This window comes from Acinetobacter sp. YH01025, assembly GCF_013420185.1.
Taxonomy (GTDB): domain Bacteria; phylum Pseudomonadota; class Gammaproteobacteria; order Pseudomonadales; family Moraxellaceae; genus Acinetobacter; species Acinetobacter indicus.
Window position 1 is genome coordinate 177687 of the sequence record NZ_VOYR01000004.1, and the last position, 26384, is coordinate 204070.

A 26384-nucleotide genomic window follows, 5' to 3' on the forward strand; every position below is an offset into this window, starting at 1 on the left:
ATTGCTTTATTAAGGGGAAATCTTCTTAAAAGCGACGAATATCTTAATTTAGCCTAAATAAGGCAGATCTATCTAATTCAGTCTGTGACAACCTTGTATCGGCGAAATGCTGTATAAATAGACAAATAGCCCTGATGTGCTAAGATAAAGACATATTACACACAGTGTGAACAGGAGTTGTCCAATGACAGCTTATACGATTATGAAAGCAGGCAAGGTGGAGGATGATATGATTCCAAAACTGGCGATTCACGCATTCCGTGATGCTTTTAAGCAGGCATGTGCGTCTTCAACTGTGGTGTATGTGAAAGATCAGCAACTGGTACAGCGCCAGCCGAATGGTCAGGAAAGCGTAATGAAGGATGTATCTGCGGCTTATCGTAGTGCGCAGCATCTTCGAAAAACCTTGACACGTAAAAAGAAATTACAGACCGTTCACTAATTTATGCCACAACCCCGCATCAGGATGTTTGCAGGTCCGAATGGTTCAGGAAAAAGTACCATTAAGGAATATTTGTTGCCCCATCATATTGGGGCATATTTAAATGCAGATGAACTCGAATATCAGCTTAAACACTCTGCAGTTTTGCATTTGGACCATTATCATCGGGCATTGAATGCAGCTGCGTTAATTTCCTTTCTAGAACAAAAACAACGACCGCAGGCAAATACATGGGTGCCTTTATTACGTCAGCCACCGGTACTGATTAGTGCAAGCTGCGTACAGTTTGATCCTGCGGAAATCGACTCCTATTTATGCGCGCGTATTATTGATTATATTCGCCTGGAGTTTTTACGTTTAAAGGTGAGTTTTACCTTTGAAACAGTGATGTCGCATATTTCCAAGGTAGAATTTTTACATGAGGCAAAACGCCACGGATTTAAAACCTATCTGTACTATGTTTCCACGGTTGATCCGCTGATTAATATTGCGCGGGTGCAGTATCGCGTAGAGAAGGGCGGGCATGGCGTGCCTGAACAGAAGATTAAACAGCGTTACTACCGCAGTATGGATTTATTAATGCAGGCGGTGGATGCCACAGACCGAACCTACTTTTTTGATAACTCAACGGATGGTCAAGCTGCATCTTTCCTGGCCGAAATTGAAAATGCCGAACTGTTAAAAATAAATCCCGAGGCGCAGGTGTTGCCAGAGTGGTTTGTAGAGAAAGTTTTAAATGCTTTTGAGTAAGTCAGTTCACTTGGATGGGTACTCATCTCTATTTCTGATCAGCAGCTTTAAAACGCCAAGAAATTAAAGCCAAACTACATAATATTCTGCCGAAGTACAAAATTCCCCGAGGATATATTCGGGGGATTTGCCCAACTATCAAGATCAGCTAATTAATTCACATGATTTTTCTAGCAAACTGTTTTCCATTTACGACCTGTAAGGCGGTTTATTAAACTAAAATAGTCTTTATCCAAGTCCTATTTTTAGAGATGTGCTGGCCGCGCTAAGCCTCTAGTCAGTGGAAGCTTTTTTTTTACTTCCTTTATTTTTAAGCCCTTCATTCTTATTCTTATAATCTAGAAATAGCCTAAGCAATACTCTCCTTAATCAGCAAATGACAACGCAAAAGCCAGAATAAAGGAAGGGGGGAGGATGGTTAGCTCTTTGTAAGAAAGGATAGCTATTTATTGATATTTTATATATTATAAAAAAATATAATGTTTTGGGTGTATGGCGATGCATGATTTCCTGATTGCGTTTTTAGGTGGTCTTTTATTAGGGGCCGCCGTGGTCGGCTATTTATATGTGAACGGACGAATCGCAGGGATTAGCGGCTTGCTGGCGCAGGTGATGCAGCCAAGCACCATCTTTAAAACACCCGCGCTGTGGTTTTTATTGGGACTGTTTATTACGCCGTTTATTTATGGAATCTGGCAGCAGCCACAGATTGAACTTGACGCCAGTCCACTCATGATGGTGGTGGCCGGTATCCTGGTTGGTTTTGGGACCCGTTTAGGTTCGGGTTGTACCAGTGGTCATGGTATTTGTGGAATCAGCCGTTTATCCAAACGTTCGATGGTAGCGACCTTGACCTTTATGCTGACGGGCGTATTGACAGTGTATGTCATCCGCCATATCACAGGAGCATTCTAAAATGAAAAATATCTGGGCGTTTCTATTTGGCGGATTATTTTCATTGGGCCTGATGATTTCGGGTATGTCCAATCCGGAAAAAGTACTAGGTTTTCTGGATATTTTCGGCGATTGGGATGCCAGTCTGGCTTTTGTGATGATGGGTGCCATCGCCGTGGCTTTTATTCCGTTTCAAAAGGCAGTACGTCAGGCCGAACCTAAGACGGTGTATCATGAGGCCATTGAGTTACCGCGGCAAAATCAGCTAGATTCTAAACTGATTATCGGCAGCGCTTTGTTTGGGATTGGCTGGGGAATTGCCGGCATTTGTCCTGCACCTAGCTTTACGTTAATTGGTTTGGGCTATTATCAGGCGCTGTACTTTATTGCTGCGATGATGTATGGCATGTATCTCCATCATCGACTTTTAGGGAAAAAATCATGACCGCTACGCCAGTTGTACAACATTTTTTTGACAAAGAGACCAATACATTCAGCTATGTAGTGACCGATCCAGCCACGCAGCAATGTGCAATTATTGATAGCGTCTTGAATTATGATGCGGCTTCAGCATCTACCTCGACTGAAGGTGCAGACGCAATCATTAGCTATATTCAGCAAAATAGCCTAAGCGTTGAGTGGATTTTAGAAACCCATGTGCATGCAGATCATCTGACCGCAGCCCAGTATTTAAAAGAAAAGCTGGGTGGAAAAATTGCCATCAGCAACAAGATTATTGTGGTGCAGGATACGTTTGGCCGTATTTATAATCTGAATTTGAAATATCTGAATGCGCATCAAGCCTTTGATTATCTGTTTGATGATCATGAGCAATTCAGTATTGGTGAATTAACGGCCTACAATATTCCAACACCAGGGCATACACCGGCCTGTTTAAGCTATGTGATTGGTGATGCAGTCTTTGTCGGCGATACCTTGTTTATGCCGGATTATGGTACTGCACGCTGCGATTTCCCGAAGGGTAGTGCAGAGCAACTGTTTGATTCTGTGCAAAAACTGTATAAGTTGCCAGCACAGACACGGGTATTTTTATGTCATGACTATCTGCCTGAAGGGCGTGAGGTCTTTATACACGAAACCAGTATCCAGCAGCAAAAAGCCGAGAATATCCATATTCACGATGGCACGCAAAAAGCTGAGTTTGTAGAAATGCGTAATCGCCGTGATGCCGGCTTGTCGATGCCAAAACTGATTCTGCCTGCCATTCAGATCAATATGGTGGCCGGACATTTCCCTGAACCGGAAGCCAATGGCACGCGCTATCTGAAACTGCCACTCAATTATTTCAACAAATAAACTGGATCGGCCAATGCTTTCGTGCAACTGGCCGATATTTTTGAACCGATACAAAATAGCCTAAGCAAAAATACAATTTTAATAAAACACTTATCCTATAATATCGAGATAGCCAAAACCGATGCATACAAGGAATCAAAAATGCTGCTCAATTTCCAGACTTCACAACAACATCTATCAAGCACCGACATTCCGGTTGTTCTTATTCATGGTTTATTTGGCAGCTTGAGTAATTTAGGTATGCTGGCACGTGCGTTACAGGAACGTTATCCGGTCATTCAGATTGATGTGCGTAACCACGGAAAATCGGAACATTGCCAGAGCATGAGCTATACCGAGATGGCGCAAGATGTACTGGAAACCCTGGATGCGATTCAGGTACAAAAATTTATCGTGATTGGCCATTCCATGGGCGGAAAAATTGCCATGCAACTGGCTGACCTTGCACCAGAGCGGGTAGAAAAACTGGTAGTGCTGGACATGACGCCATTTGCCTATCAGGAAAATCATCATGATCAGGTGTTTGATGCGCTATTTGCCGTCAAAAAAGCACAAGTAGAATCACGCCAGGATGCCACCCAGATTATGCAGCAGCATTTGCGTGAAGATGCGGTGATTCAGTTTCTGATGAAATCGTTTAGTAAAGGGCAGTGGTTATTTAATGTCGATGCGCTTTATGCATCTTATTCGAAAATTTTATCTTGGCAGCCAGTTCAGGTGGATGTGCCAAGTTTATTTATTCGTGGCGGTGCATCTCCGTATTTATCTAAACCGGAACACTATGCTGCCATTGAACAGCAGTTCAGTCAGGCCAGCATTGAAACTGTTGAAAATGCTGGCCATTGGCTGCATGCAGAGAAAACTGCTGAAGTGGTCGATAAAATCCAGCTGTTTTTATCTGCATAAGCCCGGTATTATTTTTAATCGAGTGCATTGGCCATCAGCTGACCTTCCGAGGTCAGCTTTTCTGCCATTTCCCGGGTTTTCTTTAAGCCTGGCATCCGGTATTCGGTATGGCCATAATCTTTAATGGATTTCCAGCGGCCACCCCAGGTCAGGCCGACCGACTCCGCCACTTCACCATACAGTTCATAACCGCGCATTGCCCACGGGTCACGCTCGGAAATTACCACTTTGCCATTGCGTTTAAAGGCCACATCGGCGGCTAAACCAAATTGATGATAGCTTTGATAACCACGGGCACGGGTGGTGTTTTTATTTTTGGACAGCGAGTTTTGTCGCTCCGGACTACGATAACCCTCCAATAGCACCAGCTCATAGCCATGGCGTTCTTTCATGATTTTAAACACCATCAGCAGGCGCTGTTTATAACGTGGATTCATCTTGTGCCATTTCCGATCAGCGCTGACAATTGATGGATTGACATGAGAGTGAGCATGTAAATCTTCTACTGCCGGATCATAACTATGCTGATCAGCTGGCACAGCCGCCCACTGATTTTCCAGTTGCATGGCCTCAACCACGGCGGCTTCAACCAGTGCTTCTTCTACTTCAGGTGGTGGCGACAGCATTTCACCTTCAAGCAGGGCATAAACTTGAGGATCAACTTCCCTTAAATAGTCGGCTTCAATTTTGGTGGCGCTAATCGGGCGGGTAAAGGCAAACAGAATGATGCTGGAAAACAGAAAAAATCCGGCAATCAGAATCCACCATTGCTGAATATGCCAATGGGTTTGAGTCTGTTCTGCTGCAGCCGCATGATTAAACTGTTGAGCCAGACTTTTCACCGAGCTCAACTGTTTTTTGCTGTTGGGAATAAGTGCCTGAAAACCGGATAATACCTTAGCCCGCAGTTCATAAGACAATAGCAGTGCCAAACTGCAGGCAACAAGCACAAAGGCAATAAAAATAACCGCAATCATGGATGAATAGCAGTGTCCTGTACGCTTACAGTTTCAACTTTTTCTACCGGTTTACGGGTGACCGAAATTTGGACACTGGCCTGTGGTGTTTCTTCTGGTTCTACGGCGGCCATTGGTACCACGACCGGTGCAGCCGGTTTAGCAGGAACAGCTTTGGCTGGTGCTGGAGCTGGTTTTGGTACAGGCGGCTGTTTTGCTGTCGCCGCAGGAGCACTGGCCATGTCTTGCGGAAAGTTCGGAGCTACACGCGCTTGATTTGGCGCAGGCTGGGCAGCAACTTTTGCTGGTTGATGGGCAAAGATTTTACTTAAATCACCATCATTGGGTTGCTGAAACTCAACCGGATGTTCAGCCTGCACATCTTCGAGCTCGTCAAAACTGCCAGAGTGATCGGTCATCTGGTTTTTTAATTCTTCCAGTTCTGCCGGCAGTTCCGATGGAGTAGCCGCTGGCGCGGCCATTGCCTGAGTGGACTCTGCTAGTGTTGTCGATGGCTGGCCTGCATAAAAATAGGCATAACCGGCTAAACCGGTGACCACGACCCCCGCCACAAAACCGCCCAGACTATATAAAAGTGGCGACGGCGATTTTGGCTTGTTACTTTGTAAAATCCGTAATGAAGTTTGTTTTTCGTTTGCCATGTTTTATCTAAATTTTATGGTAAATGAATGGTGATATGCGCCTGTTCCGTTGGTGCAGTAATCACGTTTTGATATTGGCTCATTGCGCTATTATTCTGGTTGGACAGCATGTAACGCAGGCCGGCAAAGGACAATAAGGCAAAAAGGGCTAAGAACAGCAAAATCCAGAAAAAAGGTAATTCACGGTGAATAATATGTTTGATCTGATCCGGTAAGGCGGCAAAAGGCGAAAACGCGGTTTTCTTGCCTTTCAGATAATCAATTTCATCGCCAACACGCGCCACAATATGGTTCAGCGCTTCCATCGACTCAATACGATATTTGCCCTGAAAGCCCAGCAGCATGCAGTAATGATAAACCTCTAAAGCCGCCAGACGTTCTTTGCCACGACTTCTGAGCTGTTCCAGCATTTCAAAAAAGCGATAGCCGGCCAGCTGCGAACCGAACAGATTGAGTTGTAGGGGATTAATCAGCCAGTGATTCTGCAAATCAAAAAATTGCGGGTCCTGCTGGGTCACAATGGTTTCATCCAGCAAGGCACAATACGCATATTTGGCATCGTGAATATCATCGGCTGAAAACTGCAGTTTTTTTGCCTGGGTTTCAAAGCGGTTCAGCATATCCATGATTTTTTCACGGAATGCTTCAACATTGCCTGGCACATACTGGTTCTTGATCAAGAACACAATATAGAAGCCGTCATGAAGTAAATCGACCAGATTGGCACTATTGCTAATTTTCGGGTTGACCTGTGGTGGGGTCAGACCAGTACCAATCTGACCATCATCAAATAAGGAAGGTGCATGATGTGGAGTATTCATGAAAAAATGTCCTTAACCGTTCATGACAGCAATAAGTTCAATAGAAAGATCCTGGAAGCCGGCCGGCACATAGATACAGATCGATTCCGAGTCGAGCATGCGTTGATACAGGTCATTATTCGGCTCAATTTCAAAATAGCTCACTCCGGAACGTACCGGAATAGCGGTCGGAACCTGCATCAGGTGATGAATTGGAATAGCCGGTAAGGCAGCCATCACGCGCTGTTCAACATCAACCGTATTACCGACTTTAAAACGCAGTGGCACAATCTGGATCAGTTCATGCGCCTGCATCATCGAGCTGGACACGGCAATATACAGACGGGTATCGCGAGTAATCTTGTCGGATTCCAGACTGCCGACCCAATAAGACGGACGGATTTCTTTCAGGGCGATGCTGATATAACGGCTGGAAATAATGGTATCCAGCAATTCTCTCAGAATGACATCCAGCTGTTCAAAACTGTCCTGTAGCTGATGATGCTTATAATGCGGCAACTGATCGACTTCATAGGCCGTCGAGAAGGTCAGCAAAGAACCGGTTAAACGTAATAATTCAAAAAATAGACGTTCCGGATGAATCTGAGGATATTGCAGAACATGACTTAAAGTCGCATGTGCAGTATTTAAGGCATTCACCAGCCAGAACGAAACAATATCGCCAGAACGGAACTCAATCAGTTTCTGTTCATTTTCCCGGTTATTGGTTTGAATGGTTTTGATTTTGGCTTTAATCACATTCAAGGTACGGCGCAGGCCTTGCAGCAAGCTGTCGCTCGATTCAATATGTAAAATTGGTGGAATAAATTTGCGCTCAAACTCGAAATGGCCGGAACTGTGGCGTTTGATTTTGGCCACCGGCAAATAGATAAAGCCATCCATTTCATGATTTGGTTCAAACTGGGCATCCAGCAGTTTAAATTCGGCACGGCGTTTCAGCAGGGTAATATCTGCCGGGGTAGCGTCGGTGAATAAATCATGGGTTTGAGTGAGATGTGAATGGTAACGGCCCGGTTGAGCGCCAGATTCAAACACCACATTATTTTTATTTGGCTGTACAATCGGTAGCGCTAGATAAACCAGCATTTCACCACGCAGATTCAGGTCATCCAGCTGTACCGGTTCAGGTAGTAAATCACGTGCTGGCGCCTGATAGATTTCTCCATCTTGCCACAGCATTTCAATACTTTCTAAAGCCAGCACATGGGTATTTAGCTGAGCTTCATCAAACTTTATAGATTGCACACCATAAGCAAATGGAATGGTGGAACGAACAGTATGGTTCAGGCGCTGTTCATGATAGCTGTCTTGCAACTGAAAATGTTGCGGGCGTAAAAATAAGCCTTCGCCCCAAAGAATTTTATCTGCTTTAAACATGGCACTTACCAATCACTATTTGTTTCATTAGAGCTTTGCACACCCAGTAATTCCTGAATATTTTCAAGCGGGTTGTCATTTTTAATTACCTGAGTCAGCCATTCATGCAGCGGCATCTGACTCCATTTAATGGTTTTTTGCAGCATGTAGCTGACCGGGCTATGGGGTTCATTGGCCTGAAAGTAATCGGCAATTTCCTGTAAAACCTGCATGGCCTGTTCACGGTTGGCCAGATGGTTTTGAGGTTGCGGTTGAAAACCGGTCGGTGCATTCATGATGGGCATCGCTATGGCAGGGGCTGCTGTAGCATTGATGGCATCAGCAGTCACAATGTTATTCTGTTCAGATGCTTCAACCAGAGTCTGCGCGGCAAAGGCATCTGTTTTATATAATTTTTTAAGCGTGGAATGAATCGAATCGAGCTGTGAGTCAATGGCGGCAAAACTTGGTGCATCCAGGCCCATCAATTGATCCAGTACTTCTTTTAAACTTGACCACTGCTGCAAAATGTCCAGAAAGTGCTGGTAATTCTGGTATTGCAGCGACTTCGAGGTATTCAACAGCGCCTGATCAAACTGTTCCAGCTGTGGCGCAGCTGATTGATCAGATGAATCTTCACTTTGCTTGCGACGCAAATTGTCCTGATACAGAAAATTGTCATAATCACGCAGGCTCAGGTGCGGTGCAGTCACAATCGGCACGGTTTTAATCAGTACCGGAATCTGGTTGATCAAACCTTGTAATAAACCAATACGCTGATCCAGATCATCATCTTCAATTTCCGGATGCAGCTGCAACCAGTATTCATTCAAGCTGCGATGGCTAAGTTGAATGGCCTGAGCAATACCCTCAAAACCATACAAATTGCTCCATGCTTCCAGCAGCCAGCCATATAAACGGATATCCTTGGTTTTGCTTTCCAGTAATTCAGTCGATTTGCTATGTACAAAATCCCAATCGGCCTGTTTGGGTTCGGAGACCCAATCGCCCTGATCGAGAAGCGGATCATCCTGAGTTTTGGCCTTTTTAATGGCATGAAACTCATTGGAAAAAGAATAATCTTCTCCGCAAGGCTGTTCGGCAGAAATCGGGTGTAACAATACATCGAGGTTGAGGTTCATTGCTGTTCTGAATCCTTGATCACGCTTCAGTCATCTTTGCTTTTTTACTGCTTTGTTTTTTGGCCGTTTTTTGTTCCGGATCGAGCTGATAGATGATTTCATCGTCTTTGACATCAATATGAATCAGTTGCGGAATTTTTTGCTCGGCCAGTGCCATCAGGATTTCTGTCGCCAAGGCCGGAAGCACCGAAGAATTCAGAATATTGTCGACATTACGTGCACCACTATCGACTTCGGTACAGCGACTCAGCAGTAATTCGATTAAATCGTCGGAATAGCTGACTTTGGTCTGGTACTGCTGTTCCAGACGCGCGGTAATTTTACCGAGTTTGTGCTGGATAATTTGCACCAGTAAATCATCATGCAATGGGTAATACGGCACAATCCGCATACGTCCTAAAAAGGCCGGTTTGAACTGCTTGTACAAACTTGGTTTCAGCTTTTCAATCAGCTGTTCTGCGCTTGGCCATTCATCTACCGGCAGCGGCAGGCAACTTTGCATGATGGCGCCGGAACCGGCGTTAGAGGTCAGCAGGATGGTGGTATTTTTAAAGTCAATCAGGCGACCTTCACCATCTTCGAGCATGCCTTTATCAAACACCTGATAGAACAGTTCCTGCACATCACTATGCGCTTTTTCAATTTCATCGAGCAGGACCACGCTATATGGATTACGACGTACGGCTTCCGTCAGCACACCGCCTTGACCATAACCCACATAACCCGGCGGCGCACCTTTTAAAGATGAAACCGTATGCGCTTCCTGATATTCCGACATGTTGATGGTAATCAGATGCGATTCACCACCGTATAACTCATTGGCCAAGGCCAGGGCAGTTTCAGTTTTACCAACCCCACTTGGGCCGACCAGCAGGAACACGCCTTGCGGTTTGTTTGGATCTTCCAACTTGGCTTTTGAGGTTTTAATACCTTGCACCAGTTGATGCAGGGCATAGTCTTGCCCCATAACACGCTCAGAAAGTTTATCTTCTAAGGTCAGAACCTGCTTGATTTCATCATTAATCATTTTTCCGACAGGAATACCGGTCCAGTCCGAGATAATTTCATTAATAATCTGGGCATTGACGCGTTCAAATACCAGCGGATGTTGACCTTGCAGTTGCTGCAACTGGCTGCGTAACTGCTGCATCTGGGTCTGGCTGTTTTCATCGGCTTCGGTCTGCTGTTCTAGCGTCTGAATCTGCTGAACCAGTTCCAGTTCTTGTTGCCATTGCTGTTGTGTATCGGCAATTTCCTGCTCAAGAGCAGTAATTTTCTGATTTAAACCGTCTAAACGTTCATGATGAATCGGGAAGTGTGCATGTTCTTTTTCAACAATTTCGCGTTCAAGTGTTAAATTGTGCAGCTGCGCCTGTAACTGATCGAGTTTCACCGGCTGGGCATTTTGAGTCAGCGCCACACGTGCAGCGGCGGTATCTAATACACTAATCGCTTTATCCGGGAGCTGGCGACCACTGATATAACGATGTGAGGCATGCACAGCCGTGACAATTGCTTCATCATCAATATTCAGCTTAAAGTGATTGGCCATCACCGGAATCATGGCGCGCAGCATATCAATTGCGACTTCTTCAGTTGGCTCTTCAACTTTGACCACCTGGAAACGGCGGCTGAGCGCGGCATCTTTTTCAAAATACTGTTTATATTCGGCCCAAGTGGTGGCCGCGATAGTACGTAACTCACCACGAGCCAGTGCTGGTTTCAGCAGGTTGGCGGCATCATTTTGACCAGCCTGACCACCAGCACCAATTAAGGTATGCGCTTCATCAATAAACAGGATAATCGGATGAGTCGAAGCCTGAACTTCCTGAATCACCTGTTTTAAGCGGTTTTCAAATTCACCTTTAACACTGGCACCAGCCTGTAACAGGCCCATATCCAGCACATGCAAATGCACGTTTTTCAGCGCATCGGGTACCTGGTTATTGGCAATTTTAAGTGCCAAACCTTCTACCACCGCAGTTTTTCCGACACCGGGTTCACCCGTTAAAATCGGATTGTTCTGACGGCGACGCATTAAAATGTCCAGCATCAGACGGATTTCAAATTCACGGCCAATCACCGGATCAATTGCGCCCGTTCTGGCTTTTTCAGTCAGGTCAATGGTGTATTGATCCAGCGCAGGTGTTTTTTTGCTATTTGGTGCAGGCTCGATAGCTGTGACGCTTTCAGTTTCAGCCGTTTCCGGGACAGTAGCGTTTTCATTTTCGACACTTTTGACACATACATCTAAGAATTTGTGCTTCATGGTGTCAATTGGGAACAGGTCAAACAGGCTCGAAGCACGCACTGCAATCTGATAAAGATCAGGTGCGGTTAGCAAAGCAACCAGTAAGTGACCGCTACGAATTTGCGGATTTTGCTCGGCTGAGGCTAATAACCAGGCTTGCTCTAACAGACGAATGATAGATTTTGCAAAGATAGGTGTACGAGAATTACCCTTTGGCAGGTGACTGACACTTTCTTTTAAATCATGAATGAGATCATCTTTTAAAATTTTATATTTATCGAGAAGGAGACTCAGGTCATTTTTATGGTCTTGGGTTAATAATTCTAGGAAAAAGTGTTCTATTTCAATTTCGTAGTTCTGCTGATTAATACAGGCATTGGCAGACTTTTCTAAGGCTGTTCTGGCATGACTTGATAGTTTATTAATCAAAATTTTTAAATTATTCATAACACGCTCTAGTTATAATTCCAGTCCAAATGGGTTAAAGTAGCGACCATGGGCTGAACATCTTTTTCAGTAAATAAAATAAATTTTACTTACATATCAATAATTTGCATTGATATAGATATTGGGGTTGTAGTATTCTACCTAAAATTTTTTCAAAAATGAAAACAAATAAGACAAAAATAATTTTACCGGAAACAAAAATATGACAATTATTGTCGATAGTTGGCAGAATTTGTCTTGACGCCAGAAGTTTATTTTTTGTTAAATTTGCGCGATGTTTTTTTTTGATAAAAATTGTTCGTGTTCAGTTTTCAAATACACCCATTCACTATAAATGAATTTAGAAATTAGAGGCTCGTTTTGAAAAAAAGTATTCTTCTTTTTCCCCTAATGGCGACACTTTGTGCCACCCCAATTGCTTATGCAGATGAGCAGATTGAGCTAAAACGAGGCTGTATCAAGGATTATCCGCTGGTTAAGGGAGAAACTGATCAGGCATTGTTGGGGATTTATCAGCAAGTGTGTGCCAAAGAAAATAAAAAAAATCAAGAGGTGAAACAAGAACTGCAAGTTCAAGCCGCAAAACGTTTTCAGGAACTTGGTAAAAATATGAAGACCCTGCAGCTGGTAGAACAGCTGGAAAACCAGGGCGTACGCCATCCTGACCTGACCGATGCACACTTTTTAGCAGGCGTTTCGATTGCCAAAAATGCCTTAAACTATATGCGTACCGAGCAAATGCGCTTTTTATCTGACGAAGTGACCTATCCAGCGGCCAAGGAATTATCGGATACTATCCGCGCTTCAGTGCCTGCTCCGGATACCAGTTCTGCCAAGGCCATTACCAATGCATCGCTTGCCAAAAAAGCTGCAGCCCAACGTGCTGCAGCACGTAAAGCAAGCAGTAATGCAAGTCGTGCTAAAACCACACGTACCGCATCGACCAAGGCAGCAACTGCAACAAGAACAACTGCTCCGGCAGCAAAACCAGCGGCTTCAAATAATCCATTTGAATCGCTACGAAAATAATAAAACAGGATCACTGTATTATGGCTAAACGTGAAAGTGTACAAAAGAAACTTCAGCGCATTCGTCCTCCACGTGTTCAACTGACTTACGATGTTGAAGTGGGTGATGGCAAAGAAGTGAAAGAATTGCCTTTTGTGGTGGGGGTGTTGGGGGATTTCTCTGCTGCTTCTGAACTGGAAAAGACCAAATTAAAAGATAAAAAATTCATTAATGTTGACCTGGATAACATTGATGAAGTGATGGAATCTTTGGCGCCACGCGCAGCATTTGATGTGGAAAACACCTTAACCGAAGAGGGCGGTCGCATGTCGGTGGATCTGACCTTCACTTCCATGGAAGATTTCCGTCCGGAAAGTGTAGTACAACAGGTTGATCCGCTGCGTAAACTGGTCGAAGCACGTGAGCGTTTAACCGATTTGCGTAACAAGATTTCCAATAGCGAACGTCTGGAAGATCTGCTGGATGAAGTATTAAAAAATACTGACCAGATTCGTAAATTAAGCGCGGAGGCAGATCATGACTAATGCTCAGGCCGTTCAGGCGCAAACCCAGACTGCAGAAGAACTGACTTTGCTGGACTCGATTGTCGAGCAAAGCCGGATTGCCCGCAATGAAGAAGAACATGACCGTGCCAAAAGCCTGATTGGTGAACTGGCCAAAGAAGTCATGGCCGGGACAATTACTGTTTCTGAAAACATGACTTTGTCGATTGACAAACGTATCGCTGAAATTGATGCGCTGATTTCTGCCCAGCTCAGCAAAATCATGCATCATGAGCAGTTCCAGAAAATTGAATCGACCTGGCGCGGTTTATATTATTTCTGTCAGGAAACACCGTCGAATCCGCTGATTAAAATCCGCATGCTGAATACGACCAAAAAAGAACTGGTCAAAGATTTCCAGGGCGCGACTGATTTTGATCAGAGTACCTTGTTCAAGAAAATTTATGAAGAAGAGTATGGTTCATTTGGTGGTGCACCGTATGCGACTTTAATTGGTGACTTCGAATTTGACCGTACGCCTTCAGATATGTATCTGCTGGAGCAGATTTCGCACGTGGCTGCGGCATCGCATGCACCATTTATTTCTGCGGCAAGTCCGAGCATTCTGGGGCTGGAATCGTTTACCGATATTGACCGTCCACGTGATGTATCCAAGATTTTCGAAACTGCAGAATATGTACAGTGGCGTTCATTTCGTGACAGCGAAGATTCACGTTATGTCGCATTGACCATGCCGCGTGTATTGGGCCGTTTACCGTTCCATCCGAAAGATGGTGCAGCCACTGAAGGCTTTAACTTTATTGAAGAAGTGTCGGGCCAAAACCATGATGAATATTTATGGATGAATGCGGCGTATGCCTTTGGTACCCGTTTAACCAATGCCTTTGATATGCATGGCTGGTGTGCGGCAATTCGTGGCGTTGAAGGTGGTGGTCTGGTCGAAGGCCTGCCGGTCCATACCTTTAAAACCAGCGATGGCGAAGTGGTCTTCAAGTGTCCAACTGAAATTGCCATTACTGACCGTCGTGAAAAAGAATTAAGCGATTTAGGCTTCATTCCACTGGTACATTGTAAAAATACTGACTACGCGGCGTTCTTTGGTGCGCAATCTGCACAAAAACCGAAGAAATACGACAGCGATAGCGCCAATGCCAACTCGGCCTTATCTAGCCAGATTCAATATATTATGGCGGTTTCGCGTATTGCCCATTATTTAAAAGCCATGATGCGCGACAAGGTCGGCAGCTTTGCCTCTGCTGGCAATGTTGAAGCCTTTTTAAATGACTGGTTATCGCAATACGTCTTGCTTGACGACGGTGCCTCTCAGGAAGCGAAAGCACAATATCCGCTTCGTGAAGCATCGGTAAAGGTTGTAGAAAATCCTGCTCAGCCGGGACACTACAAGTCTGTGGTTTTCTTAAGACCGCATTTCCAGTTGGACGAGTTGTCGGTTTCTTTGCGACTTGTTACTGAGTTACCTCAGTCCTCAAATTGAGGCAACTTATAATAACTTTTAACTAAAACAGGAAAATTTATAAAATGAAAGATATCTACGTACAGTTTCGAGGGAAGTATAAAGTTGATGGCGAATCGCGTGACGCAGAGCACAAAGATTGGCTAGAAGTAAATTCTTGGGCGCACAATATCCGTCAGCCTAAATCAGCAACTTCTTCAAGTGTAGGTGGTCATACTGCTGAGCGTGTAGAACACTCAGACATGGTTTTTGTTAAAGATTTGGATGCAACCAGTCCAAAACTTTGGGAAGCATGTTCTGCGGGTTATACCTTCGATGAAGTACAGATCGATTTCTATCGTGCTAACGGTGACAAGCGTATCAAGTACCTGCAAATCAAACTGAAACATGTACTGGTTTCAAGCGTAACGCCAACTGTGAATGAAGAAGGTGTTCCAACTGAATCATTCGGTTTGAAATATGCCGCAGTCGAGTGGACTTATAACCAGCAAGACATTAACGGTACCCAAAAAGGTGCAGTTACTAAAAAATGGTCACTTTCAAATAACACAGCATCTTACGCTGCTTAATTTGTATGACCACGGGAGGCTGGCGCTATGCCAGCCTCTAGCTGATTTTATGCTTAATTAGTAATACATGAATTTAGACCAGCTTTATCCGTACGGTTTTAGAACTACATTATTTGACCGGCTTTTAACTACAGAAGATTATCATTTAAAGGGGTTGTCATTACAGGAACTTCGCGAATCTGTCGCTGCAGATCTGGAAGACCTGCTCAATAGCCGCATGGCATCTTTGCATGAACAGATTGATGATTTTCCACTGGTTAAAAAGTCCATTATGCAGTTTGGGATTATTGATTTTGTCGGCTTATCGACCGCTAATCCAAGTGACCGCGATAAAATCTGCCAGTCTATTGCACAATCCATCGCGGCACATGAACCGCGTTTAAGACAGATTAAAGTTGAAATGTTATTAGATGAACAGGATATGGGGGCTTTGTGCTTGAGTATTCAGGCCTATATCAATATTCATCCTTTATATGAACCTGTGATTTTTGATGCTTTATTAAAACCAACAACACAACAATATGTTATTTCGGCACGTGCATAAGTGGGATTCCTGTGATTGAAGACTTGTTACCTTATTACGAAAAACAGCTGCAAGAATTCGGCCAGCAATCTCGTGAATTTTCCCAGAAATATCCTAAAATCGCGCAGCGTCTGTCTTTAAATCAGGAACAGATTGATGACCCGCATATCGAGCGTTTAATTCAGGCATTTTCACTAATAGCCGCACGTATTGATAAAAAACTGGCAGACAGCTACGACATTTTTACCCGCGCCTTGTTTGAGGTCATGTTTCCACAGTACCTAAAGCCTTTTCCGGCCTGTTCTGTGGTCAGCTTTGAAGATCTCAATAAAATTAAACAGCTGACCGAAGCACATACAATTCCCAAAGGCACGGCGTTAAAATCCAGGAGTTTCAAAGGCGTTCAGTGCGAGTTTTCAAGCACACACAGCGTGAATTTATTGCCAATTCAGCTCAACAAGCTGGAATTCAAGAGCAATCCGAGTGCGCATATGCACTTGAACCAGAACGCAACCTTAAGTCTGAGTTTTGAAATTTTTAATCAGGCACACACATTGCTGCAACAACAGCAGTTGCCAATTTATCTTGATGCGATTTCCAATTTTCCACTCCAGGTACTCGATGGTATTTTCAGTCCCAGTACCGGATTTTCGCTAAAAATTGGCCAGCGCCAAATTCAGATTGCTAATCCATTTCAGCTGATGGGTATGCATGAGCAGGAGAGTGTACTGCCGCTAGATGAGCATACCCATCATGCCTACCGGTTATTGCTGGAATATTTCTGCTTTCCGGAAAAGTTTAATTTCCTGAGTCTGAATCTGGATTTTCTGCATTATTTCGAAGATCAGAGCCAGTTTGAATTGCTGATTCATCTGAAACTGAATCTGAATGATCAGATGGTGATTCGCAATTATTCCGAACTGAACGTGGCTAACTTTAAATTATTTGCCACACCGGTGGTGAACCTGTTTGAGAAGCAAGCCGAACCGCAAAAAATTGATCACAAGCAGCTGGAATATCCACTGGTGACCGATGCGCATCATCCTGAGTTTTATCAGATGTATAGCATTCAGGAAATGAACATGATCCGGGAAAAAACCAATCAGGATCAGGTGGTTTTTCCGGTTTATCCATTTTTTGCCATGAGTCATTATCGGCATGAAGATATTCAGTTTTATTACGCCCTAAATGCCAAGCAGCTGCATAACCGTTTTGTGGAAACGGGCTACAGTGTATTGTCAAAGCAATTACAACCGCAGCACACCAAGTCGGATTTTATCAGCGCCAAACTGCTTTGCTCAAACCGTGACTTGCCACATGAGGCTTTAAGCCAAGCCAATAATATTTTAAATCTGAATGACAGCAGTCTAGCACGGCGCGCTCTGGTACTGAAGCGTCCGAATAAGCCGTATTATTTTGAGCAGAATAAAATGGAACAATGGCGGGTGATCTCGCATTTATCCTTAAACACCTTGTCTTTGATGAAAGGCGATGCGATCAGTCATATCAAAGAGCTGCTTGAACTTTATAACCTACCAAAATCTAAAGAAAATCATTTAATTATTGACTCAATTAAAGCGGTCGAGTTTTCGTTAACCCAGAAAATGGTCGAAGCTAAACCCTTTCCTTTATTTGTCCGTGGTCTGAAAGTGCATCTGGATATTGATCCACAGGTATTTCGTGGCCATAGCCTTTATATTTTCAGTACCTTGCTCAGTCATATCTTTAACTTAAAAGTTCAGATGAACAGCTTTGTGGATGTGGTGGTGCGCGATGCCAACAGCTTACAGGAGTTATACCAATGCGTGCAGAACGTTGGTGGCAAGAAACTTCTGTAATTGCAGATCTGGTTGAACAGCCGACGGCGTATGAGTTTATTCAGGCCACGCGGCTGCTGCGTCATGCACCTGAACAGGCCGTACAGGCCGACTGGAAAAAGGGCTTTCAGTTTCAGACCTCGCTCAATCTGAATTTTCCGGCGGCAGAAATTGAAACGTTGGCGGTTGAAGATGATCAGATTCAGCTGACCAATTTAATGGTGGGACTCACCGGCATTCAGGGGGCCTTACCGTATACCTATACCCAGCGCGTCCGCCAGAGTCCACGTATCCAGCGTGAAGAAACCGTGCAGTTCCTCAGTTTGTTTAATAACAAACTGACCGGACAATATATTGAAGCCAGCTTGGCTTATAACTTGCCGGTACGTTATGAGGTCGAACACGACAATCATTATCTGGATATTCTGCATGCGCTCAATGGTTACATCCGTTCACAACATGAACAGGATGAAATGGACCATTATTTTGCAGAATTTTCAGGCCTGATGCAGGGCCAGAACAACACTGCACATGCCTTAAAAACCGTGCTGAACTGTATTTTTAAAACCGATTTTACTGTGCATGAATTTATTGAAGAAAAATTCAAACTGAATGATGCGCATAAAACCTGTTTAGGTGGCAGCAATCCGGCCTTGCTTGGCGTAAATACCTTTTGTGGGGAAACCATCCGCCAGATTGATGGCAAGATTGAAATTGAAGTCGGACCTTTAAACCGGCAGCAATATCAGGAATTTTTACCGGGACAGCGAGCCAGCACTAAACTGAAAAAACTCTTACAGACCTGGTGCAGTCCGACTCTAATGGTTGACTTGCGTTTGGTGCTGAGCAAAGAAGACATTCAGCCTTTGTGTCTGAACTCCAGTCATCATGCGGGGCTAGGGCAAGGGGCTTTTTTAATGCCACAGGCACGGGCAGATAATCGTGATAGCTGTTATCCGCTGTTGGGGGATCAAAGATGATCAAGTGGATCATTGGCACTTTTGTCAGTATTTTTATTCTGGTCAGCACCGCCATTATCTTTTACTGGCGCGATATTCAGCATGATCCCGATACGGCAGATATGCTGGCATTTTTTGTGTTTTTGCCTTTGGCGATTACGCTGCTGCTGACGTCACCTTTCATCATTTATAGTGCAGTCCAGCGTTATAAAAAACGTCAGGAAGAACAAAAACAGCAGCAGGAGCAGGCGGCACTTGCCCAGCAACAGATTCCTGAAGAAAAAGTGGAGCCGGTCAGAACGGTGGCGCTGAACCTGTACAGTGGTTATAGCCAGCATGCCTTTGGTGAAAATGAACAGATTGTTGAAGAATTAAAAAATTTCACCAGTCCGGAGCTGGATCATCAGCTGTTAAATGCCTACGGCTTGCCAATTCTGTCCTATCGGATTAAAGACCTGGATGATGAAATTGAGCTGGACGACGATGCAGATGAATATAGCATTGACAGCCAGCGCAGTTTACGTATGCGCCGGCTGGTCCAGCAGCAGCTGGTTCAGCACAGCGATGTACTGATGCAAATTGCCGAACATTTAAAACAGTCGGCACTGTTCTATGACAGCGAGCTGGCCTATCAGTACCGTATGCATCCGGGCTGGATTGATCCCAACCATCAGGAAGATGACAGCCTTGAACCTGAGCCGGTGCAACCTGTTATGCGTTTAAACCGGATTAATATTCATGTGGTGCTGGCAGAAGATTTGCTGCATTTGTGGAATGAAATGGACAGCCAGCAGATGATCATGGAGTTTATCCAGGATTTTCAGGTGATTCCGGAGCAGATTCATATCGAGCATCATTACTGGGGCAGTAAAAATGCCTATCAGGACTGGTTTGAATTGCTGGAACAGACCGCAGCACAAACCGAAGACGTATCACTAATTGTGCTGGTCGATTCTGAAATTGATCAGGACGTGATTGATGAAAAAACCTGGCTGACCGACCATTATTTACCGGCTGAATTTGTCTCTAGCTGTATTGTGGCCTCCACCGCGGTGCAGATTAACCAGTTAGAACCATTCAAAATGCTGCAGCTGGTGTTGAATGAAAAAAATATTGCCCATTACCTGCAGCAGCATCAGATGACAGAACTGGCGCAATTCGATCAGGAACAGCCTTTTGTGCTGATGCCGGATGATCCGACCCAGATTAAAGTCGTGAAGCAGATTGAACAGAGTTTTGCTGAGTCTCAAATCGAAACTCATCATTTTTTATATACAAAACAAAGTATTGGTCATACCCAACACTTATCGAAAGTGTTTTCTTTCATGTTGGGCATGCATCTTCCAGAGGGAATTATTTCCATGATTTACAGTACCGAACATCCGGCCACCCACGTACTTTTTATGCCGGTTTCCCATGAAACCCCACAGGGCTGATGTTGCAGTATCGCGCGAATTTTAGAACAACGAGAACAGTATGTTTTATACCATTTTAGGCTATGTCTGGCAGTATGTGACTAATCCGAAAGCGATTATTGCACTGTCTATTTTTGTGGCACTCATAGCATCTTATAACACCATTCCGCGCAATCTATTCTGGGCGCTGATGGCAGTGTATATTCTGGGTGTGGTCGGATACGGGATTTATGCCTTGATCCAGCGTTATCGTCATGAAAAGCAGGGCGAAGAGCTGGCCGAAGCCATCAGTAAAGACACCGAAGCTGAATACGGCAAGCAGAAAGATAAAGAAGAATTACAGCTGATTCAACAACAAATGAAAGAATCGATTCAGCTGATCCGCAAGTCTAAACTGGGCGATAAAAAGGGCAATGCGGCCTTATATGAATTGCCGTGGTATATGGTGATTGGTAACCCGGCCGCCGGAAAAAGTTCGGCGATTTATAACTCCGGTCTGAAATTTCCCTTTGAAGAAAGTCATCAGAAAATGGTGTCTGCCGGTTTAAGCGGTACCCGTAACTGTGACTGGTTCTTTTCCACCGAAGGGGTATTGCTGGATACAGCCGGGCGTTATTCGGTCTATTCCGAAGATCATTCTGAATGGCTCGGTTTTTTAGGTTTACTGAAGAAAAACCGTTCTCAGGCGCCAATTAATGGCCTGATTGTAATTGTCAGCATTGCCGAGCTGGTCAGCCAGAGTCCGGAAAAATCAATTAAACTGGCCAAGAATTTACGTGCCCGGATTCAGGATTTAACCGAGCGTCTGGAAATTTATCCTCCGGTGTATCTGGTGTTTTCCAAAATGGACCTGATTGCCGGCTTTACCGAATTCTTTGAATGTTATGAAGTGAATGAGTTTGATCAGGTCTGGGGCGCAACCTTACCTTATGATGCGGAATCTTCTCAAAATGCGGTCGAGTTGTTTGAAAAGCATTACGGCATTTTATATGACGGTTTAAAAGGCGTGAGCACCACCCATTTAAGTCGCCGCCATTCACAGAATATTTCCCCAAGTGTCATGACTTTCCCGCTGGAATTCAAGAGCTTAAAGCCAGCACTGAAAACCTTTATTGGCACCTTGTTTGAAGATAATCCGTACCAGTTTAAACCGGTATTCCGTGGTTTCTATTTCACCAGTGCCTTACAGGAAGGCACTATTGAAAGCCCGATGACCGAGCAGATTGCACAGGACTTTTTACTGACCAAGATTCCCAACAGTGAACATGGTGTGCCGACCCGTTCGGTTTCACAAAACCATGGTTACTTCCTGAAAGGGCTGTTTTCTGATGTGATTCTAAAAGACAAGAATCTGGTCAAACAGCATATTAATCCACTGCGTAAACGCCAGCGTTATGTTGGCTTTATTGCCGCATTGTTTGGTGTGTCGATTATTCTGGGACTGTGGGTCTGGTCGTATCGCAATAACCAGCAGTTAATTGCCGAAGTGCAGCAAGACCTGAATAAAGTGGTGCAGATTGAGCAGCGCTCCGGTACCGAACTGGCCGGACAGCTTGAAGCCTTGCTGATTCTGCAAAACCGTATGTCACAGCTGGACAGTTTTGCTGAAGATCGTCCATTAAAATTTGGCTTTGGTTTATACCAGGGCAATGAGCTGCGTGAAAAGCTGAAGACTGAATATTTGCAAGGCGTGCAGCAGATTGTGCTGCAGCCAGCACAGCAAAACATGGCACAGTATCTGCAACGGGTAAAAGCCAATGAAGAAACCCTGAAGGCCAATCATGTCAATGTGGAAATCAAGCAGGCGGCCAACCAGCAGAAATATCTGGAGCCATCGGACAGTAATCCGCAAGATGCGTACAATGCACTGAAAGCCTACTTGATGATGAGCAATCCGGAATATCGTGAAGCTGGTCATTTAAGTGATCAGGTCACGCGTTTCTGGCGTCCGTGGTTAGATGCCAACCGGGGGGATTTGGCGCGCGGCCAAATGCTGAAAGATGCCGAGCAGATTTTATCTTATGCCATGACCCTGGCCAATGATGCCAAATTCCCGAATCTGGAAGCGGATACCTTGGTGGTTGATCAGTCACGTCAGGTGTTATTGTCTGTGGTGCGTGGTATGCCGGCACGTGATCGGGTCTATAACGAAATTAAAATGCGTGCAGCGGTACGTTTCCCGGCCTTAACCGTCAAACAGATGGTCGGTGAGAATAATCAGGCGGTGGTGCTGGGCAGTTATGCTTTACCGGGTGTATTTACCCAAAAAGCCTGGGCAGAATACGTCGAAACCGCCATTGATGAAGTTTCCAACCGGCCAACAGATTCTAAAGACTGGGTGTTAAACAGTACCCAGTCCGATGACCTGACCTTTAGTGGCAGCCCCGATCAGATCCGTAAACAGCTGACCGATCTGTACAAGCAGGAATATATTGCAGAATGGCGTAAATTCCTGGCTGGTGTGCACTATGCCAAAGGCAAGGAATTTAAACAGTCTGCGCAGAATATTGAAAAACTGGGTGAACCGGAAAATTCACCAATCCGTCAGATGATTACCCGGATTGCACAGGAAACCTCGTGGGATAATCCGGTGGTTCAGGCAGAACTAGCCGCACCGCAAAAAGGTTTTATTGCCTGGTTTAAACGTAAAGTGTTGAACCGCGATGAAGCGAAAATGGCGGAACAGGCCGTAGCCAGAGCACAAGGACCAATTTCCAAAGAATTCCAGATGTTCTATCAGCTGGTACGTAAGCGTGATGACCAGCAGAACAAGTCTTTACTGGATGAGTATATGCAAGCGATTGCTCAGGTGCGCAGCAAGTTCAATGACCTGAAAAGTGCGGGCGATATTGGTCCATCGGCCATGACCTTGGTGAAACAGACCATCAATGATCAAAGTTCGGTGTTTAACAGTACCCAGAAACTGGTCGATGAGAAGATGACGGTGGGCTTAAATGAACGTGACCAGCAGCTATTACAAAAACTGTTGATCAGTCCATTAACGCATTCATTTGAAAGCCTGTTAATTCCGGCGCAGGATGAGATCAATAAACTCTGGACCATGCAGGCTTATCAGCCATTTAGCGCCAATTTAAGCAAAAAATATCCATTTAATTCCTCTGCGACCTTACAGGCGACCAGCAATGAAATTAGCCAGATTTTTGGTGAAAATGGCAGTATCGCCCGTTTTGTGAAAGAGCATTTAGATCCGCTGGTGATCCGTCGTGGCTATACTTTAACCTCAAAAACCTGGAAAGATTTAGGTATCAGCCTGAACCCGCAATTTGTGATGAATTTCCAGAGCTATGTCGCGCCTAGCAATGGCATGGCGACAGGTGAATTGTCTCAAACCGCGGCGCAAGCACCGGTGAATCAGTCCAACTTCCAGTTCTATCCATTACAGAATCCGCAATTACTGGCCTATACCATTGATATTGATGGGCAGCGTATGGTTTATGAAAATGGCATTCAGCAATGGGTGAATTTCGTCTGGCCAAATCCGGGTGCGATTCCGGGTGCGCGTATTACAGCGGTGGATTTAGAAGGTAAAACCCATACCGTCTTTGATGAACCGGGTGAGTACGGCATTAACCGTCTGATTGACACGGCTCAGCGTACCCAGCAAGGCGGCAGCTTTGAAATGGTCTGGAAAAGCAAGCAGGACCCGAATATTGCGGTGAAACTGAACTTCCGACTGATTAGCGGCAACTCGGGTAATATTGGCTCAAGCCGTGGCTATGCGGGTTTACAGCTGGTTGATCAGGTGGTTACCAATAAATCGGTACGTGTCGTGGCTGCGCAAACAGCACCGACACCTGCCACTGCACGCACCAATAGCACATCGCCTTTAAAAGGAATTGAAGGAGTACAGCCATGATCAGCCAGAACAGGCGAGTGGGAGAGCAGGGATGAATGAGCTGAAAACCCTGCCATTTTATTATGGTAAATGTCCGGCCCGAGGCGATTTTTTGAAAACCAAAGGCCAATCTTCACTGATTCAGGTACTGGATCAGTGGATTACTGAGGCGCTGGAAAAAGCGATGCAATCTCCAGAGTTTCAAAGCCGCTATACGCAGTTGCCATCACTGGATTTTTTCATTGCCAATCCGCAGGAATATAAATTTCTGGTGGCCAACTTAATTGCCAGCGAAGACAGTTCGGGACGACAGTTTCCGATGGTACTGAGCCATCTGTTAGATGTAGATGTCCCCCTGGAGCATTTGCTGTACGCACCGTATCGCTATAAACAGACCCTGATTGATCTGTTTCAGAAAAACCGGGTGCTCAAGTCGATTCGTGATCCTGAGATTTTGCTGGACAAGCTGGCCAAACTGAATAACCAGATTCAGGTGTTTGATGTGCATGAAAGTGCAGCATTTTATGAACATCATACGACACATTCTTTTGCCCAGTTGATGAAAATCAGCACCTATGAGCTGGCACAAAGCATGATTGGACTGGGATTATTGCTGCAACCGGTGATCCATCAAGGCACCAGTAAATTAAATAAAGTCCTGATTTTACCGATTAATAATCATGCCTATTGCTATGAAATTGCAGCATTTTGGGTCAGTCTGATTAGCCGTTTTGTCGCCAATCAGAACACAGAATTGCTGGTCGGTTTACTGCATTATGACAAACCCTTGCTGATTTTTGGCTTTCATGGCGCAGATATTCAGGCTTTAAGCGAAATTTTCATCCAAAACCTGGACAGTTCACATTGGGTCTCATTGGTCAATGCCAGCTGGATTGATCCGTATCTGGAGCAAAATGCAGGTTTGGCGGCGTTGGAACAGGCTTTATGTGAACGCCAGCTTAGCTTAAGCCAGGGAATCAAACTCTTTAGACAGACTTTTATAGATGGATAAAATGATTAAAAATCAATTAAATACATATAAAAAACAATGGCTGTCTGTACTCTTGTTCAGTGTTAGTAGCTGGGTATGTGCACAGCCGATTGTAGTTGAAGGCGTGGTCCCGAATGAAGCCAGCAAACAGGCCATCCTGACTAAAATGCACAGTGTGTATGGTGCGGACCAAGTCATTGATAAAATTCAGGTTAAATCGGTTGCTGCACCCAATGGCTGGAGCGAATCGGTCACACGAATGATCACGCCAGACCTAAAAAAAGTGAAGCAGGGTCAATTGTCGGTACGCGGTACGCAAATTGATTTAAATGGAAAAATGTCCAATCAAAATGATATCCAGCCAACCACAAATGCTTTTCAGGGCTTGGTACAGGCGCCATATCGTTTTAATGCACAGTTATCTGTAAATCAGGCCGAACAGAAAATTATTGATGATGCCTTGAAAAACCGGATTATTGAATTTGAATCTGGCAGTGCGGTTTTAGCCGCATCTGGGACAAAAATTCTTGATGAGATGGCGATTGCCTTAAATAAGGTTGGTGGCAAGCAGGTGAAAATTATTGGCCATACTGATAGCTCTGGTGATGCCAATAAAAACCTGATCTTAAGTAAAGAGCGTGCACAGGCGGTAAAAGATTATTTGATTGGCAAAAATATTCCTGCAGATAGTTTGAGTGTGGAAGGTTTAGGCGCCAACAAACCTGTGGCAGACAACTCAACAGCTGAGGGTCGTAAAAAGAACCGTCGTATTGAGTTTGAAGTGATTTAAGTGGTCATTAAAGGAATAAGAGCCATCTACAGGATGGCTTTTATTTTGGAGTTACAATTTTATTTCGTATAATGTATATTATGTTAAATAGAATGTCGGGGATTGTGCCCTATACAAACTGTATGCTGGCACAACTTCACTGGAGAGATCCACCGATAGTTTAATCTCTCCAGTGAAGCATCCTAAGGAACATAATATACGTTATGCGGAAATCCGGGAGCTAAACTTATCCTGGCATGAATATATTCTTTTATCCTGGTGTGGATACAAACTTATCCTGGCATAAATATATATAAAAGAACCCTGTTGTTTTAATTTTGGTCAATCGTAACCCGCATATTATAGAACGCTACACCGGATTAAAGCCTATCAATTGTATGATCAAGTTTAGGGTCTGTTGACATTTCATAATGGTAGCCAAATAAAGATACAAGCTAAGGCAACAGAATTTTCATAGCTTTGCTTTAGCTTGTCATAGCGTGTGGCAATTCCTCTAAATTGCTTTAATCTAGCA

General features: G+C 44.5%; 23 protein-coding genes and 1 pseudogene. 17 read left to right on the forward strand and 7 right to left on the reverse strand.

What is annotated here, in order from left to right:
- Positions 1–184: 184 nt before the first annotated feature.
- The 6 genes from FTT89_RS06655 (at position 185) to FTT89_RS06680 (ending at position 4309) form a co-directional block, all read left to right on the forward strand.
- A complete protein-coding gene (locus FTT89_RS06655; protein WP_180006514.1) occupies positions 185–442 on the forward strand; it encodes a hypothetical protein in 258 nt (85 codons plus the stop codon).
- Between the two features lie 3 nt (positions 443–445).
- Positions 446–1192, forward strand: coding sequence for a hypothetical protein (locus FTT89_RS06660; RefSeq protein ID WP_016658159.1), 747 nt, complete (start codon positions 446–448; stop codon positions 1190–1192).
- A 498-nt stretch (positions 1193–1690) separates the two neighbouring features.
- Positions 1691–2107, forward strand: a complete 417-nt coding sequence (locus tag FTT89_RS06665; protein WP_075167749.1) for a YeeE/YedE family protein — start codon at positions 1691–1693, stop codon at positions 2105–2107.
- A 1-nt stretch (position 2108) separates the two neighbouring features.
- Entirely contained in the window at positions 2109–2531 is a 423-nt protein-coding gene (locus FTT89_RS06670; protein ID WP_005177782.1) for a DUF6691 family protein, read from the forward strand.
- On the forward strand, positions 2528–3403 hold the full coding sequence (locus tag FTT89_RS06675; RefSeq protein ID WP_168407352.1) for an MBL fold metallo-hydrolase: 876 nt from the start codon (positions 2528–2530) through the stop codon (positions 3401–3403). The genes FTT89_RS06670 and FTT89_RS06675 overlap by 4 nt, the downstream gene beginning before the upstream one ends.
- 141 nt (positions 3404–3544) lie before the next feature.
- A complete protein-coding gene (locus tag FTT89_RS06680) occupies positions 3545–4309 on the forward strand; it encodes an alpha/beta fold hydrolase (protein WP_168407351.1) in 765 nt (254 codons plus the stop codon).
- 14 nt (positions 4310–4323) lie between these two features.
- Here FTT89_RS06680 and FTT89_RS06685 read toward each other — a convergent pair whose 3' ends face one another.
- The 6 genes from FTT89_RS06685 to tssH are packed head-to-tail and all read right to left on the reverse strand — an operon-like array spanning position 4324 to position 11944.
- Positions 4324–5286, reverse strand: a complete 963-nt coding sequence (locus FTT89_RS06685; protein WP_075167752.1) for a M15 family metallopeptidase — start codon at positions 5284–5286, stop codon at positions 4324–4326.
- Entirely contained in the window at positions 5283–5927 is a 645-nt protein-coding gene (locus FTT89_RS06690; RefSeq protein ID WP_168407350.1) for a hypothetical protein, read from the reverse strand. The genes FTT89_RS06685 and FTT89_RS06690 overlap by 4 nt, the downstream gene beginning before the upstream one ends.
- Positions 5928–5941: 14 nt before the next feature.
- The gene (gene icmH, locus FTT89_RS06695) at positions 5942–6748 is read right to left on the reverse strand and encodes a type IVB secretion system protein IcmH/DotU (protein ID WP_005177793.1); all 807 of its coding nucleotides are present in this window, start codon (positions 6746–6748) and stop codon (positions 5942–5944) included.
- 12 nt (positions 6749–6760) lie between these two features.
- The gene (gene tssK, locus FTT89_RS06700) at positions 6761–8125 is read right to left on the reverse strand and encodes a type VI secretion system baseplate subunit TssK (RefSeq protein WP_180006513.1); all 1365 of its coding nucleotides are present in this window, start codon (positions 8123–8125) and stop codon (positions 6761–6763) included.
- A 5-nt stretch (positions 8126–8130) separates the two neighbouring features.
- Positions 8131–9246: a type VI secretion system protein TssA gene (gene tssA, locus FTT89_RS06705; protein ID WP_168407348.1), complete on the reverse strand. Its 1116-nt coding sequence runs from the start codon at positions 9244–9246 to the stop codon at positions 8131–8133.
- Between the two features lie 19 nt (positions 9247–9265).
- Positions 9266–11944 (reverse strand): type VI secretion system ATPase TssH, encoded by a 2679-nt coding sequence (tssH, locus tag FTT89_RS06710; protein WP_180172769.1) that lies wholly within the window; start codon positions 11942–11944, stop codon positions 9266–9268.
- A 390-nt stretch (positions 11945–12334) separates the two neighbouring features.
- Here tssH and FTT89_RS06715 point away from each other — a divergent pair, with 390 nt between their 5' ends.
- The 11 genes from FTT89_RS06715 to FTT89_RS06765 all read left to right on the forward strand — a co-directional run bounded on the left by FTT89_RS06715 (position 12335) and on the right by FTT89_RS06765 (position 25870).
- A complete protein-coding gene (locus FTT89_RS06715) occupies positions 12335–12973 on the forward strand; it encodes a hypothetical protein (protein ID WP_104483770.1) in 639 nt (212 codons plus the stop codon).
- Positions 12974–12993: 20 nt separating this feature from the next.
- Positions 12994–13497 carry a type VI secretion system contractile sheath small subunit gene (tssB, locus tag FTT89_RS06720; protein ID WP_045795670.1) on the forward strand — a complete coding sequence of 168 codons (504 nt, stop codon included), beginning with the start codon at positions 12994–12996 and terminating at the stop codon, positions 13495–13497.
- Positions 13490–14971 (forward strand): type VI secretion system contractile sheath large subunit, encoded by a 1482-nt coding sequence (gene tssC, locus FTT89_RS06725; RefSeq protein ID WP_005177804.1) that lies wholly within the window; start codon positions 13490–13492, stop codon positions 14969–14971. The genes tssB and tssC overlap by 8 nt, the downstream gene beginning before the upstream one ends.
- Positions 14972–15015: 44 nt before the next feature.
- Positions 15016–15519, forward strand: a complete 504-nt coding sequence (locus tag FTT89_RS06730) for a type VI secretion system tube protein Hcp (protein WP_005177807.1) — start codon at positions 15016–15018, stop codon at positions 15517–15519.
- 67 nt (positions 15520–15586) lie between these two features.
- Complete coding sequence (gene tssE / locus FTT89_RS06735; RefSeq protein ID WP_045795669.1) at positions 15587–16063, forward strand: type VI secretion system baseplate subunit TssE; 477 nt, start codon at positions 15587–15589, stop codon at positions 16061–16063.
- A gap of 11 nt (positions 16064–16074) precedes the next feature.
- The gene (gene tssF / locus FTT89_RS06740) at positions 16075–17880 is read left to right on the forward strand and encodes a type VI secretion system baseplate subunit TssF (RefSeq protein ID WP_075175233.1); all 1806 of its coding nucleotides are present in this window, start codon (positions 16075–16077) and stop codon (positions 17878–17880) included.
- On the forward strand, positions 17844–18839 hold the full coding sequence (gene tssG, locus FTT89_RS06745) for a type VI secretion system baseplate subunit TssG (RefSeq protein WP_180108666.1): 996 nt from the start codon (positions 17844–17846) through the stop codon (positions 18837–18839). The genes tssF and tssG overlap by 37 nt, the downstream gene beginning before the upstream one ends.
- On the forward strand, positions 18836–20254 hold the full coding sequence (locus tag FTT89_RS06750; protein ID WP_180108667.1) for a hypothetical protein: 1419 nt from the start codon (positions 18836–18838) through the stop codon (positions 20252–20254). The genes tssG and FTT89_RS06750 overlap by 4 nt, the downstream gene beginning before the upstream one ends.
- Positions 20255–20294: 40 nt before the next feature.
- On the forward strand, positions 20295–24110 hold the full coding sequence (tssM, locus tag FTT89_RS06755) for a type VI secretion system membrane subunit TssM (RefSeq protein ID WP_160241321.1): 3816 nt from the start codon (positions 20295–20297) through the stop codon (positions 24108–24110).
- 31 nt (positions 24111–24141) lie between these two features.
- Positions 24142–25101, forward strand: coding sequence for a type VI secretion system-associated protein TagF (tagF, locus tag FTT89_RS06760; protein WP_180172770.1), 960 nt, complete (start codon positions 24142–24144; stop codon positions 25099–25101).
- 1 nt (position 25102) lies between these two features.
- Positions 25103–25870, forward strand: a complete 768-nt coding sequence (locus FTT89_RS06765) for an OmpA family protein (protein ID WP_075175237.1) — start codon at positions 25103–25105, stop codon at positions 25868–25870.
- Between the two features lie 405 nt (positions 25871–26275).
- Here FTT89_RS06765 and FTT89_RS06770 read toward each other — a convergent pair.
- Positions 26276–26384 (reverse strand): annotated as a pseudogene (locus tag FTT89_RS06770) (IS5/IS1182 family transposase); the annotation flags it as partial.